Origin of the sequence: Synechococcus sp. CCY9202 (assembly GCF_034931685.1) — a bacterium.
GTDB lineage: Bacteria > Cyanobacteriota > Cyanobacteriia > PCC-6307 > Cyanobiaceae > CBW1002.
In genome coordinates, this window is record NZ_JAYGID010000084.1 from 20731 (window position 1) to 34082 (window position 13352).

The 13352-nt window shown below is 69.6% G+C and carries 11 protein-coding genes; 4 read left to right on the top strand and 7 right to left on the bottom strand.

Annotation, left to right across the window (positions count from 1 at the left end):
• Window positions 1-25: 25 nt before the first annotated feature.
• Both VB777_RS11260 and cysS read right to left on the bottom strand, forming a co-directional pair.
• Window positions 26-979, bottom strand: a complete 954-nt coding sequence (locus VB777_RS11260) for an N-acetylmuramoyl-L-alanine amidase (protein WP_323249014.1) — start codon at window positions 977-979, stop codon at window positions 26-28.
• On the bottom strand, window positions 979-2436 hold the full coding sequence (cysS, locus tag VB777_RS11265; protein ID WP_323249067.1) for a cysteine--tRNA ligase: 1458 nt from the start codon (window positions 2434-2436) through the stop codon (window positions 979-981). The genes VB777_RS11260 and cysS overlap by 1 nt, the downstream gene beginning before the upstream one ends.
• 89 nt (window positions 2437-2525) lie before the next feature.
• Here cysS and gmd point away from each other — a divergent pair, with 89 nt between their 5' ends.
• Window positions 2526-3686 (top strand): GDP-mannose 4,6-dehydratase, encoded by a 1161-nt coding sequence (gmd, locus tag VB777_RS11270; RefSeq protein WP_323249016.1) that lies wholly within the window; start codon window positions 2526-2528, stop codon window positions 3684-3686.
• A 1-nt stretch (window position 3687) separates the two neighbouring features.
• Window positions 3688-4653: a GDP-L-fucose synthase gene (locus VB777_RS11275; RefSeq protein ID WP_323249018.1), complete on the top strand. Its 966-nt coding sequence runs from the start codon at window positions 3688-3690 to the stop codon at window positions 4651-4653.
• 61 nt (window positions 4654-4714) lie between these two features.
• Here the strand turns inward: VB777_RS11275 and VB777_RS11280 are convergent, their stop codons facing one another.
• The 3 genes from VB777_RS11280 to VB777_RS11290 form a co-directional block, all read right to left on the bottom strand.
• The gene (locus VB777_RS11280) at window positions 4715-5161 is read right to left on the bottom strand and encodes a universal stress protein (RefSeq protein WP_323249020.1); all 447 of its coding nucleotides are present in this window, start codon (window positions 5159-5161) and stop codon (window positions 4715-4717) included.
• 88 nt (window positions 5162-5249) lie between these two features.
• A complete protein-coding gene (locus tag VB777_RS11285) occupies window positions 5250-7370 on the bottom strand; it encodes a cation:proton antiporter (RefSeq protein WP_197154902.1) in 2121 nt (706 codons plus the stop codon).
• Window positions 7370-7957, bottom strand: a complete 588-nt coding sequence (locus VB777_RS11290; protein ID WP_323249022.1) for a ParB-like protein — start codon at window positions 7955-7957, stop codon at window positions 7370-7372. The genes VB777_RS11285 and VB777_RS11290 overlap by 1 nt, the downstream gene beginning before the upstream one ends.
• Window positions 7958-8271: 314 nt before the next feature.
• Between VB777_RS11290 and VB777_RS11295 the strand changes: the two genes are divergently transcribed.
• Both VB777_RS11295 and VB777_RS11300 read left to right on the top strand, forming a co-directional pair.
• On the top strand, window positions 8272-9366 hold the full coding sequence (locus VB777_RS11295) for a sirohydrochlorin chelatase (protein WP_231598298.1): 1095 nt from the start codon (window positions 8272-8274) through the stop codon (window positions 9364-9366).
• Between the two features lie 414 nt (window positions 9367-9780).
• On the top strand, window positions 9781-10026 hold the full coding sequence (locus VB777_RS11300) for a DUF2811 domain-containing protein (protein WP_323249023.1): 246 nt from the start codon (window positions 9781-9783) through the stop codon (window positions 10024-10026).
• 155 nt (window positions 10027-10181) lie between these two features.
• On the opposite strand, the gene VB777_RS11305 is transcribed toward VB777_RS11300, so the two are convergent.
• The gene (locus tag VB777_RS11305) at window positions 10182-11834 is read right to left on the bottom strand and encodes a GMC family oxidoreductase (RefSeq protein WP_323249069.1); all 1653 of its coding nucleotides are present in this window, start codon (window positions 11832-11834) and stop codon (window positions 10182-10184) included.
• A 111-nt stretch (window positions 11835-11945) separates the two neighbouring features.
• On the bottom strand, window positions 11946-13268 hold the full coding sequence (locus tag VB777_RS11310; RefSeq protein ID WP_323249025.1) for a Zn-dependent hydrolase: 1323 nt from the start codon (window positions 13266-13268) through the stop codon (window positions 11946-11948).
• Window positions 13269-13352: the final 84 nt, after the last annotated feature.

Genomic DNA, 13352 nt, shown 5'->3' on the forward strand with positions numbered 1-13352 from the left:
TGCAGTCCCGCCGCCCCGCAGCCCTTCAGCCACCCCGCCGCTCGGCCAGGGCAAAGGGCTGGTAGGTCACGCTGATGCCGAATTCCTCGGCGAATTCGAGCACGCGGCACCAGGCGCGGCTGAACGCGGCACTGCCGGCCCCATCTTCGGCCGCATCGGGCCGCAGGATGCCGCGCAGGATCACCGGCGCATTGCCCCCCTGCAGAGCCATCTCAAACAGGGGGTAGCCAATCGAATCCTGCACCGCATCGTCCCGGTAGAGCGGCGCCACATCGTTGCTGCCGATCAGCAGGCGCCGCTGCAGTGGATTCCACTCGTAGGGGATGTCGTAGAGGCTGAGCAGGTCGGCGGCCAGGGCCCAGGAGCTGCCGTTGGCGTCGATCTCCACGGCGAGCTGGCGGCCGCGGGCTGTCATCGTGCTGCGGCGGCGGAAGGCCAGGGGCACCGGCGCCATGGATCCACTGGTCGACCCCGTGGCTCCACTGGCTGGCGCCTCGCCGCGAAGGTAGGCCCGGATCTTCTGGCGCAGCACCTCACCGCCGTCGGGGGGGCCGCCCTTGCTCAGTTGCAGGAAGTCCCAGCGTTCGCCTGTGCCGCCCCAGGCCACGGGGCCGTAGTTGTCGTGCAGGATCCGCCCATCGCGGTTCGAGGCCGCTTCGGCGTGGGTCATCACCCGCTGGATCGTGATGTCGTCTGCCGTCCACTCCCAGCTGCGGGCCACCTCCGCCGCCTCGCGGCACATCGCCTCGATCTGGACCTCGGTGGGGGGCATCGTCCAGGGATCGGGCACGCCGCCCATGCAGGCGCAGGAAATCGCCACGGCATTGCTGTTGCGTCGCCAGGTGTGGGCGTTGAGATCGATTGTGTAGGAGTGCAGCCGGTGCAGGAAGCCATCTCCGGCCACGATCGTGTGATACGCGCCCGAGCGCACCCAGGTGTAGGGGGTCGCACTCCAGTGCAGGTAGATGGTGGCGGCCATCAGCTCCGCATCCAGTCGGTCACGCCGCCGGGTTTATCGATCAGCTCCACGCCCTGCTGCTTGAGTTCGGCCCGGATCCGATCGGCGCTGGCGAAATCACGGGCGGCCTTGGCGGCCTGGCGTTCGGCGATTTTTTCGAGAATCGCGGCTTCCTTGGTGTCCTCATCTGCGGCTGCCGCCCCCATGTCACTGGTCTGCGTCTCGGCCATCAGGCCCAGCACACCGGCCAGCTCCACCAGCTCCTGCCAGCGTGGGGCGAGCTCGGCGGCCTCCTCGCTGCGGGCGGTGTCGCCGCGCTCCAGCCGGTTGGCCAGAGCCTTCAGCGGCCTGGCCAACTCGAACAGCACCGCCAGGGCGGCTGCGGTGTTGAGGTCGTCGTCCATGGCGGCCTGGAAGCGCTGCCGGGCTTCGGATTGGATGTCGGCGGCGAGCGCTGACCAGCCGAGTGCCGCGCCGAACCGCTGGCCCAGCCCCAGGGCGGCATTCAGCCCCTTCCAGCCCGTGGCAGCCGCCTCAAGCGCCTGGTCAGTGAAATCGAGGGGCTTGCGGTAATGGGCCTGCAGCACGAACAGCCGCAGGGTCATCGGACTCACGCCGCTGGCCAGCAGGGCCCGGATCGTGGTGAAGTTGCCGAGCGATTTGCTCATCTTCTCGCCGCCCACGTTCACCATGCCGTTGTGCAGCCAGGTGCGGGCCAGCGCCTGGCCCGTGGCCGCCTCCGACTGGGCGATCTCGTTCTCATGGTGCGGAAAGATCAGATCGGCGCCGCCCAGATGAATGTCGATCGTGTCGCCCAGTTCCTCGCGCACCATCGCCGAGCATTCGATGTGCCAGCCCGGCCGGCCCGCCCCCCAGGGTGACGGGAAGCTCGGTTCCCCCGGTTTGGCCGCTTTCCAGAGGGCGAAATCGAACGGGTGGCGCTTGCGGGCTTCCTCCGCCTGGCTGACGCGACCTTCTGCGTTCTGTTGCTGCTCGCCCAGATCACGGCCCGACAGCTTGCCGTAACCGGCGTGCTGCATCACGGCGAAGTACACATCGCCCTCGGCGGAGTAGGCGGCTCCCTTCGCCTCCAGCTCGCCGATCAGGGCACGGATCGCATCCAGGCTGCCGGTGGCCCGGGGCATCCGGTCGGGCGGCAGGATGTTGAGGGCGGCCATATCCACCCGGAAGGCCTCGATGTTGCGCTCGCTCACCGCCTCCATCGAGCTGCCTTCCTCGGCGGCGCGGCGCAGGATCTTGTCGTCGATGTCGGTGTAGTTCTGCACGAAGGTCACCGCGTAGCCGCTCCAGATCAGGTATCGGCGCAGCACATCCCAGACGATATAGCTGCGGGCATGGCCCAGATGGCAGAGGTCGTACACCGTGACCCCGCAGCAATAGAGGCTCACCTGCCCGGGCACCAGCGGCTCGAACGGCTCGGTGCGACGGGTGAGGGTGTTGGTGAGCCGCAGGGTCACAGGCCGGCCGGTGGTGAGTGCTCTGGAGCGCACCGTACTGGCGAACACGGCTTAATCTACTCGCCATTGGCAATGGCGGCCCGCCCAGCATGCGCAAGACGGCACTGATCACCGGCATCTCCGGCCAGGACGGCTCCTACCTGGCGGAGCTGCTGCTGGAGAAGGGGTATGCGGTGCACGGCATCAAGCGCCGGGCCAGCAGCTTCAACACCCAGCGGATCGATCACCTGTACCAGGATCCGCACGAGCAGAATCGGGAAGACTCAGCTCCGCCGCTGACGCTCCACTACGGCGACCTGACCGACAGCACCAACCTGATCCGGATCGTGCAGCAGGTGCAGCCCGATGAGATCTACAACCTCGGCGCCCAGAGCCATGTGGCGGTGAGCTTTGAGGCACCGGAGTACACCGCCAACAGCGATGCCCTCGGCACCCTGCGGATCCTGGAGGCGGTGCGGATCCTGGGGTTGACCCAGAAGACCCGCATCTACCAGGCCAGCACCAGCGAGCTCTACGGCCTGGTGCAGGAGATCCCCCAGAAGGAAAGCACGCCCTTCTACCCCCGCAGCCCCTATGGCGTCGCGAAGCTCTACGCCTACTGGATCACGGTGAACTACCGCGAGGCCTATGGCATGTATGCCTGCAACGGCATCCTGTTCAACCACGAGAGCCCGCGGCGGGGCGAAACCTTCGTGACCCGCAAGATCACCCGCGGCCTGGCCCGCATCGATGCGGGCCTGGAGCAGTGCCTGTTCATGGGCAACCTCGATTCGCTGCGGGATTGGGGCCACGCCCGCGACTATGTGGAGATGCAGTGGCGGATGCTGCAGCAGGAAGGTCCGCCGGAAGACTTCGTGATCGCCACCGGCCGCCAGGAGAGTGTGCGGCGCTTCATCGAGCTCGCGGCTGAGCAGCTGGGCTGGGGTGGCATCCGCTGGAGCGGAGACGGGGTGAACGAGGTGGGCCGGCGCGCCGGCACCGATCAGGTGGTGGTGCGCATTGATCCGCGCTACTTCCGCCCCGCCGAGGTGGCCACCCTGCTGGGCGATCCCAGCCGCGCCCAGCAGAAACTGGGCTGGACCCCCACCACCACCCTCGAGGAACTGGTGGCCGAGATGGTGGCCGAAGACCAGCAGGAGGCAGCGAAGGAGGCCACCCTGCGCCGCGAAGGCTTCAAGGTGGTGGGGTCGATGGAGAACCCTCCCACGACCCCCCACATGCTCGAGAAAGCAGGGCTGGGGCTCGGTTGAGATGGGCGCCAACCTGATCCATCCCTCCGACCGCATCTTCGTGGCCGGCCACCGCGGCATGGCCGGCGGTGCCATCGTCCGAGCCCTGCAGCGCCGCGGATACATCCATCGGCTCACCGCCGGTCGCGCCGAGCTCGATCTGGAGGATTCGGCTGCGGTGCGCCAGTGGTTCGAGGCGAACCGGCCCCAGGTGGTGGTCCTGGCGGCGGCGAAGGTGGGCGGCATCCACTTCAACGACACCTATCCCGCCGATTTCCTGCTCGACAACCTCAAGATCGAGACCCATGTGATCGAGAGTGCCTGGCGGTGCGGCACCCGCCGGTTGCTGTTTCTCGGCAGCAGTTGCATCTATCCCCGCCTGGCGCAGCAGCCGATCCGGGAGGAGGCGCTGCTCACCGGGGCGCTCGAGCCCACGAATGAGTGGTATGCGATCGCCAAGATCACCGGCATCAAGCTGTGCGCGGCCCTGCGGCGGCAATACGGGTTCGACGCGATCAGCCTGATGCCCACCAACCTCTACGGGCCTGGCGACAACTACCACCCCACCCACAGCCACGTGCTGCCCGCCCTGATCCGCCGCTTCCACGAGGCGAAGCTGGCCCACGCCCCCAGCGTCACCTGCTGGGGCAGCGGCTCACCGCTGCGGGAATTCCTCCATGCCGATGATCTCGGCGAGGCCTGTGTGCATGCCCTCGAGACCTACGCCCCTGATCCGGCGGATCCGGTGCAGCACCTCAACGTGGGCACCGGCATTGATCTGCCGATCCGGGAGTTGGCCCAGTTGGTGGCCGGCGCCGTGGGCTACCAGGGCGAGATCCTCTGGGACACCACCAAGCCGGATGGCACCCCCAGGAAGCAGCTCGATGTGAACCGGATCGAGGCCACCGGCTGGAAGGCCCGCATCCCTCTGGCCGAAGGGCTGGTGAGCACCTACGCCGATTTCCTCGCCCCTGGCACCCGTCTCTGATCGCGGCGGCGCAGGCGTGCACCGGCGCATCAGTGCACCAGAGCATCAGTGCACCAGAGCATCAGCGCACCACCAGCACCGGACAGGGCGACTGGACCAGCACCCGCTGGGTCTCGCTGCCCAGCAGCAGGCCCACCAGGCCCCGCCGGCCATGGGAGGCCATCACGATCAGGTCGCAGCCGAGACGCTCCACGGCCTCAAGGATGCTGCTGTGCACCCCGTCGGCACTGCTGCTCTCGGTGCTCACCGGCACGCCGGCCTGCTCGGCCACCGCCCGGGCGTCCGCCAGGATCCGCGTCGAGTCGTCTTTGGCGGCCTGCAGCAGCGCTTCGATCGTGGTGGGTTCCACCATTTCGCCCATGCCCACCAACGAGAGCGCCACGTTCTCGCGCACATGCAGCAGGGTGATGCGGCTGCCCAGGCTGCGGGCCAGCTCCACCGCCTGCGTCACCGCCTTCCCGGACGCGGCAGAGCCATCGGTGGGCACCAGCAGATGGGCGAAGGCCATGGTGGCGACGGCAGCACACGCCCGGTCTAGACAGAGGCTCCGACTCTGTCGCCCCGGCTGTCACGCATGCTGATCTGGTTTGCGTCGATCAGTGCAGTGGGTCGCTGATCACCAGGGTGGAGCAGCTCAGCCGGCGCAGCAGCCAGCTGGCGCGGTCGCTGGCGGCGATCGGCAGGCCGCCCACCAGCCGCCGCTGGGAGCGCAGGATCACCAGATCGTGCAGGCTGGCCTGGCGCAGGATGCCGGCCTCGATCGCCAGGCTGGGCACCAGCTGCACATCCACCGCCACCCGCGGGCGGCGGGCGTCGGGGTCGGGCAACCAGTGCTGCAACTGCTGCCGGATCTGCTGGCGTTCGCTCTCCGGCAGGCGGGGATCATGCAGGTGCAGCAGGGTGATCCGCACCGGCCCGGATGGCGCTTCTGCCGTTCCAGGCGGGCCCCCTGGCGTGGTGCTGACGCTGTTGGCGATGCGCTCGGCCAGTTGCACCTGCTCCAGGGCACTGGCCGAGAGGTCTTTGATCGGCACCAGCAGGCGGCGCAGCTCGCGCGGGTTGCGCCGCAGGCGGGTCACCACCACCGGGCAATGGGCCTGTCGGCAGAGCCCATCCACCAGATCTCCGAACAGCCAGCGGCCCAGCCGCGCCGGCGATCCCACCCCCACCACCAGCAGGTCGGCCCCCTGCTCCAGGGCCGCCCTGGCGATGCCGCCGGCCACCTCGTGATCCACCCGCAGCAGGGGGCTGCTGCGGAAGCGGAGGACGCGACTGATCGCTTCGGTGTCGAGCAGCAGCTGGCGGGCCCGGGCCAGGTCTGTGGTGAGGGCCATGGAGCCCTGCCGTTCCGCCTCGGAGCGGGAGGGGGTCACCACCGCCAGAGGCAGCACCAGCCCCTCGCGGCCCTCTTCCCCGCCGATCAGCTGGCTGGCCATGCCCAGCAGGGCCCGCTCGTTGGCGGGATTGGCGATCGGCACCATCACCCGCAGGGCCCGGTGCACCAGCGCCAGCTGGCCGGTCGAGGCGTCGGTCTGGAGAGCCGCGGTGCGCTCCTCGCGCAGGCGGGCCATCGCCATGCTGGTGAGGGCCGGCCCCAGGATGGCCGTCACCACCATCAGCGCCAGCACGCTGTTCAGCACCGTTTCGTTGAGCAGGCCGGCGCGGAATCCCACCGTGGTGGCTGCCAGGGTGGCGGCCACCTGGGGCAACGACAACGACCAGAGGGTGAGCATCTCGGCGCCGCTGTAGCGGTAGATCAGGCCGGAGAGCCAGGCGGCCAGGCCCTTGCTGGCCACCAGAACGCCGATCAGGGCGGCCGCAAAGCCGAAGCCCATCACGGTGCGCAGGAACACGGGCACATCGAGCAGCAGCCCCAGATCGATGAAGAAGATCGGGATGAACAGGCTGGCCCCCACCAGGATCACCTGCTCCTTCACCGGCCCCTCCGGCAGCACGGCGTTCACCGCCAGCCCGGCCAGAAAGGCCCCCACGATCTTCTCCACCCCGGCCAGTTCCGCTCCGACGGCCGAGAGAAACAGGGCGAGCAGCACCGCCACCAGCAGCCGCCCGTCGCCGTCGCCGCTGCGGCGCACCAGGGCATGGCCCAGACGCCGGATCACCACCACCGTGGTGGTGGCGAAGACCGCCACCTTGACCAGCAGCCCGACCAGCCCCAGGGCTGAGAAGCTGCCCTGGCCGAGGCTGATGCACAGCGCCAGCACCAGCAGGGAGGCGATGTCCGTGAAGATCGTGCCGCCGATCGCCACGGTCACCGATTCCTCCCTCATGGCGCCATAGCTGCGCACGATCGGGTACCCCAGAGGGGTGTGGGAGGCCAGAACCGAGCCCAGCAGCACCGCGCTCACCGCCCCGAAGCCGCTGAAGAAGCCCAGCGCCGTGCCGGCGACCATCGGCAGGCTGAAGGTGAGCAGCCCGAAGCGAAACGAACGCTGGCGGATCCGCTGGAATTCGGCCAGGTCGATCTCCAGACCGGCGATGAACAGCAGATAGACCACCCCCACATCGGAGAGCAGGGCCACGGTGGGGCTGTCCGGCGTGAGCCAGCCGAGGGCATGGGGGCCCACCAGCACACCGGCCACCAGCAATCCCACCAGATCGGGCAGCCGCATCCGCCGGAACAGGGGCGGCACCAGCACACTCAGGGCGAGCAGCAGAGCGAAGCTGCCGAGCGGATTGGCAGCCAGGTACTCGGCCACTACAGCCCTTGCCAGCCGGCCAGGTGGGAGGCGGCGGTGGAGCGGGCCAGGGCCCGGGCGGCTGGCAGGGCCGGCTCCAGCCGCATGGAGCTGAAGGGTGGCAGGGAGCGTCGGCGCAGCCAGGCTCCCCAGCGAAACTCGTGGAAGGGAATCAGGGGAGCCGGGGCGATCACCCCCTCCTGCTTCAGCTTCCAGACCAGGCTGCGGTAGGGGTCATCCTGCAGCTCCCCCAGATGGTTGGGCAGCGCGGCGGGATCGAGCGGACCATGGCCGCGGCCGTTATAGAGATACAGCCAGCCGCGTTGATGCAGAGCGCTCAGGCTGGCCTTGAGATCCGTGGTTGCAACCTCCAGGGCCACGTAACCGAACGCGGAAGCCAGTGGATCGAGGGAGAACAATCCGCTGAGCCGGTGATGGCGGTCCACCATCCAGAGCAATCCGGCGGCGTTGCGCGCCATGGGTACGGGCTTCTTGCGCAGGTAGGCGCGCCTGTCGTCGGGGCTGTCGCGGGAGAAATCGGCGTGGCGCCGCTGCACCTCCGCCCGGCCCACGCACAGCTGGGTGGGCCGCAGCGAGGCGATCGGCACCTCCAGCAGGGGCTCATCCGGCTGGGGCGGTGGCAGGGGGTCGTAGGGGAGAAGGTGCAGGGGTCCTGCGCGGATCTCCCCATCCTGGCGCGATCAGCCTGGTCTCGCAGGAAGCCGGGGCGGGGTGTTCCCGGCGGGCCGGGCTGCGGCGGCCTCGGTGCCGGATAGGGTCGGCTCCTGCTCAGGACTCCATGGCCCCTACTTCCGTTCCGGCACCGGAGTGGCTGCCTCAGGCCAACCCCGTGACCACGCCACCTGGGAGCACCACCGCGTTGGATCGCCCGCTGGAGAGCGCCCACGGACCGATCGGCGTGATGGTGTGCGGCCACGGCAGCCGCAACCGCCTGGCGGTGGCCGAGTTCGCCGCCCTTGCGGAGCAGCTGCGCGCCCGGCTGGCGCCGGTCCCGGTCGACTACGGCTATCTTGAGTTCGCCCGCCCGATCCTGCGCGATGGCCTCGAGCGGCTGCGGCAGCAGGGGGTGCGCCACGTGCTGGCGGTGCCGGCGATGCTGTTCGCCGCCGGCCACGCCAAGAACGACATCCCCTCGGTGCTCAACACCTACGCCGCCGAGACGGGCCTGGTGATCGACTACGGCCGCGAGCTGGGGGTGGATCTCAAGATGATCCAGGCGGCCGGCGCCCGCATCCGTGAAGCCATCGAGACCGCCGATGCCGCCGCCCGCGCCCGCGGTGAGGAGCCGGTGGGCCCGCACGACACCTGCCTGGTGGTGGTGGGGCGCGGCTCCTCCGATCCCGACGCCAACTCCAACGTGGCCAAGGTGACGCGGATGCTGGTGGAGGGCTTCGGCTTCGGCTGGGGCGAAACCGTCTATTCCGGCGTCACCTTTCCCCTGGTGGAGCCGGGGCTGCGGCAGGTGGTCAAGCTGGGCCACCGGCGGCTGGTGGTGTTCCCCTACTTCCTCTTTTCCGGCGTGCTGGTCAGCCGGATCCTGCAGCACAGCCAGCGGGTCGCCGACGACCATCCCGACGTGGAGATGGTGTCTGCGTCTTACCTGGGCGATCACCCGCTGGTGCTGGCCACCTTTGCCGAACGGGTCGACGAGGTGCTGCGGGGCGACACCGCCATGAACTGCTCGCTCTGTAAATACCGTGCCCAGGTGCTGGGCTTCGAGCGGGAGGTGGGGGCGCCGCAGCACAGCCATCACCACCATGTCGAGGGGCTGGTCGAGAGCTGCACCCTCTGCGAGCGCGAATGCACCGGCGCCTGCCAGCCGGATGGGGTGCCGATTCCCCTGGGCGGGGCAGCCGCTGCCCACAGCCACAGCCACGACCCTGCCCACAGCCACGATCACGCCCATGGGTCTGCGCAGGAGGCGGAGCCCGGCCATCACCATCCCCCCTATCCCCACGCCGACCACCCCCTGGGCCCACGAACCCTGCGCGGCTGAAGGGCAGCGTGAGGGCCAGCAGCAGGGCCAGCGCAGGTCTTGACCCTGGGATTCACGACCTGAGTCTCAAGAGACACGCTGACGATCAGCAGCGCTGATCGGTGCTGGCGGTCCGTCAGTTTCCCGGCTTCTCGGCTGTTTTCCCCAGAGCCGGGCCTGTTTTTCCCCAGGTGTTCGGCATGTGGTCCCGCTGGCGCGGGCGGTGCTGGGGAATACGCCGATTCCCCAGGCAGCGCGCTTGACACCCGCCCGTTGGGGGTGACGGTCGCTGGGATGGCCCCCTGGCCTCTGGCCAGACCCATGGCTGCAACAGCGGTCTCGGCGATGAGACCCTGGCGTGCAGGGTGTGATGGCTGCTTTTGACGGAGCGCTGGCCGCCGTGGCCTACTGAAGGTCTCAATTGCTCAGGCATTCATGGCAGCTCCCTCGGCAGGCTTCAGCGGCAGCATCGGCAGTGACCCTGCCTCCAGCCGCGTCAGCCTCGAGGCCGAGGTGCCGGAAGCTCTGTTCGATGGCATGCGCGACTTCCTCGGCCACCATCCCCAGTGGGACCAGTACCGGCTGATGACCTCCGCCCTGGCCGGCTTCCTGTTCCAGAACGGCTGCACCGACAGCTGCGTGACGCAGCACTACCTCAACGGATTGTTCCTGCGGCCCTGAGGCCAATAAAAAAGGCGGGAGTGCCAACCCCCGCCCCTGGTTTCTCCCTTGCCCGACCCATTGGAAGGTCGCCCGCAAAGTGTGCGGGCAAGGCGCCCCAGGGTTTGTGGTGATCGACACCGCTTTGGCCCCAGGGTGAGCAGCCCCTGACCGAATCAGGCTGCCAGCCCTTGATCACCCCGGCTCAGCCGCTCGGCGGCGGCGGCGCAGGCGCGCCAGGTGATCGCCATCTCGGTGAGGGTGGGGCTCTGCCAGCCGGCCGTGGGCCAGCAGGCCCCATCCACCACCAGCAGGTTGGGGGCCCGCCAGCACTGGTTCCAGCGGTTCACCACCCCCTCCGTCTCGCCGGCGGCCATGCGGGCCCCGCCCAGTTCGTGGATGTAATAACCCGGCGGTGCCGCCCCTGAGGCGAAGGCGGCGCCACGCTTCACCAGGGGTTCCACCAGGGGGAGCACGTAGAGCTGGTCCAGCGGGCGGATTGTGCCGCCGGCGCTGGCCACCGCCGCCGCGATGCGGCGGTGCATGTGATCCACCATCCGGCGCTCGTTCTCGCCCCAGCGGCAGTCGATGTGGGCGGCCGGCAGGCCCCAGCCGTCGCGCAGATCCGGATCGAGGCTCACCCGGTTGTGCGCCTGGGGCAGCACCTCGCCGTGGCCGATCAGGAAGCCCACGGCTTCGCCTGGCCGCCGTTGGAAGGGCCGCGGAGGATCCATGCGCTGGATCGCGCACCAGAGCCCGTAGCCCCGCAGGAAGTCAGGAGGGGGTTCGTCCGTCGCCCCGGCCAGCACCCCTGTCTTGCCCATCGCAGCGGTCTTCATGCTCGCGGGCAGGTTCACGGTGTTGGGGATGAAGCAGCTACCCGCCCCCGACAATTCCGTGGGACCCTCGGGCGCTGGCTGGTCGGGGATCGAGAAGAAGCGGCTGGTGGAGATGTGATCCATCAGGTAGCGCCCCAACGTGCCGGAGGGATCCACCAGACCGCCGCAGCGCTGCTCCTCGCTGGAGTGCAGCAGGATCCGCAGCGTTTCGATCGTGGAGGCGCACAGCACCACCAGCCGCGCCGTCTCGCGCTGCAGGTTGCCGCTGCGGCCATCGAGGAACACAACCGCTTCGGCGCGGTTGCCGCCGGCGTCGAGCTCCACGTGGCTCACCACCGCCTCGCTGCGCAGCTGCACGCGTCCCGTCGCCAGGGCCCGGGCCAGGGCACCGCCGGGCGAGCTGGAGGCGGGCCAGGCCTTCTCCGGGCTGGGCCGGTGCAGGGCAAAACCGCGCGAGCAGATCAGGGGCAGGGCCAGGTCGCGCCCGAGGCAGGTGCCCAGGTGCCGTTCCGCCGGGGTGAGGGGCAGGGGAGGCCGGGTGTCGCCATCGGGGAGCTGGGGCAGGCCATCGCGGCCGCCGTGCACCCCCAGAAACCGCTCCAGCCGGCTGTAGTACGGATCGAGATCGCGGCTGCCGATCGGCCAGCAGGGGCCGTGGCCATCCCGTTCGGCAGCCCGGAATTCCGCCTCCGACAGCCGCAGGGTGATGCCGCCCCAGGTGAGGCTCTTGCCGCCCACCTGGCGGCCGCGGCTCCAGAGGAAGGGTCGATCCGGCGGCGTGCTGTAGGGCAGGGCCCGCTCATCCACGTAGAGCCGTGGGTTGGCCTTCCAGTAGCCCGGGTGCTCGGCCTGCCGGCGCTGGCTGCCGGCCATCAGGCTGCTGATCCGCCGCAGGCTGTTGGCCGGTTCGCTGCCCAGGGCCTGGCGCGGGCTGAGATCGGGGCCGGCCTCGAGCACCAGCACCCTGGCGCCGGCTTCCGCCAGCACCATCGCCGCCACCCCACCGGTGGCCCCCGACCCCACCACGATCGCGTCCAAGGGTTCGGGGGAAGAGGAGGCCGGCACCAAGGGGCGGCGGGAATCGCTGCGGCGAAACTACTGCTAGGCCAGCTGCCGATCGAGGCGCAGCAGGCTGTCGAGCAGCACCTGCACCCCGTCGGCGCACTGCTGCGGCGAGGTGAATTCCTGGGCCGAATGGCTGACGCCGTCGCGGCTGGGCACGAACACCATGCCCATCAGGGTGAGACGGCCCATCTCCTGGGCGTCGTGGCTGGCGCGGCTCGGCAGGTGGGTGTGGCTGTAGCCGAGCGCCTCGCAGCTCTGCACGATCACCTCCTGGATGGCCGCCGCCGCTGGAGTGGGATCGACCACGAACTGCGGCTCCAGGGCGATCCGGGTGCGGCTGGCCACGGCGATGTTCTCGATCTTGCGCTGCAGGTGGGCGCGCATGTGGTTGATCACGTCGTGGGAGAGATCGCGCATGTCCAGCGTCATCTCCACCCGCCCCGGCACGATGTTGGCCGCGTTGGGCCAGACCTGCAGCTTGCCCACCGTGGCCACCGGATCGCCGGGGAAATGGCGGGCCATGTCTTCGATCGCCAGGATCAGCTGGGCGGCGGTGGTGAGCGCATCGCGGCGCATCCCCATCGGCGTGGTGCCGGCATGGTTGGCCTGGCCGTCCACCGTGATGGTGTAGCGCTGCTGCCCCACCACCCCTTCCACCACGCCGATCTGCTTGCCCACTGCCTCGAGCACGCCCCCCTGCTCCACATGCAGCTCCAGGAAACAGGCGAGGTCTTCGGGGCGCCGCTGGGCGGTGCTGCGCTGCTGCCAGTCGCCGCCGATCCGCTCCAGACAGGTGGCGATCGGCTCACCGATCGTGGTGCGGTAGGCCTCCGCTTCGGCGGGAGCCCGCCCCACCATCGATTTGCAGCCCACCATCGTGTTCTCCTCATCGGCGAAGACGATCACCTCGAGCGGATGCTCCAGCTGCACCCCCGCCTCCTGCAGGGTCTGGGCCACCTCGAGGCCGCCCATCACCCCCAGGGCGCCGTCGTAGAGGCCGCCGGAGGGCACGGTGTCGATGTGGGAGCCGGTGGCCAGGCAGCCCCGCTGCGGCGACCGGCCCGCCAGCCGGCCGATCAGGTTGCCGGCCGCATCGATCCGCACCTCCAGGCCGGCCTCCTCCATCCAGCCCTGCACGAGGGCGCGGGCCTGCAGGTCTTCCGGACTGAAGGCCAGCCGCCGGATCGCGCCGGAGGGTTGCCGGCCGATCGTGCCCAGCTGCTCGAGGCGGGCCGCCAGGCGGGCGCCATCGATCGACAGCATCGGCAGGAGCTCGGGGCCGGCCATGGGCAGGCCGGATCCGGAGGGATGGGCGCCGGCCAGGAGCTGGCCGGATCGGGGGTCGGTGGAGAGGGTCAAGGAACGCGGCGGCGGCGGAGCTGAAGCTGCTCTCGATCGTTGCTCTTGATTCTGGTCTGAATCCAGTCTTGATCAGGTCTGGAT

What these genes read in the sequence shown, in the direction of transcription:
- VB777_RS11300 (WP_323249023.1), top strand. Translation starts at nt 9,781, where the DNA reads ATGGCAGCTCCCTCGGCAGGCTTCAGCGGCAGCATCGGCAGTGACCCT.
- VB777_RS11280 (WP_323249020.1), bottom strand. Translation starts at nt 5,161, where the DNA reads ATGGCCTTCGCCCATCTGCTGGTGCCCACCGATGGCTCTGCCGCGTCC.
- gmd (WP_323249016.1), top strand. Translation starts at nt 2,526, where the DNA reads ATGCGCAAGACGGCACTGATCACCGGCATCTCCGGCCAGGACGGCTCC.
- VB777_RS11305 (WP_323249069.1), bottom strand. Translation starts at nt 11,834, where the DNA reads ATGGTGCTGGCGGAAGCCGGCGCCAGGGTGCTGGTGCTCGAGGCCGGC.
- VB777_RS11260 (WP_323249014.1), bottom strand. Translation starts at nt 979, where the DNA reads ATGGCCGCCACCATCTACCTGCACTGGAGTGCGACCCCCTACACCTGG.
- VB777_RS11295 (WP_231598298.1), top strand. Translation starts at nt 8,272, where the DNA reads ATGGTGTGCGGCCACGGCAGCCGCAACCGCCTGGCGGTGGCCGAGTTC.
- VB777_RS11275 (WP_323249018.1), top strand. Translation starts at nt 3,688, where the DNA reads ATGGGCGCCAACCTGATCCATCCCTCCGACCGCATCTTCGTGGCCGGC.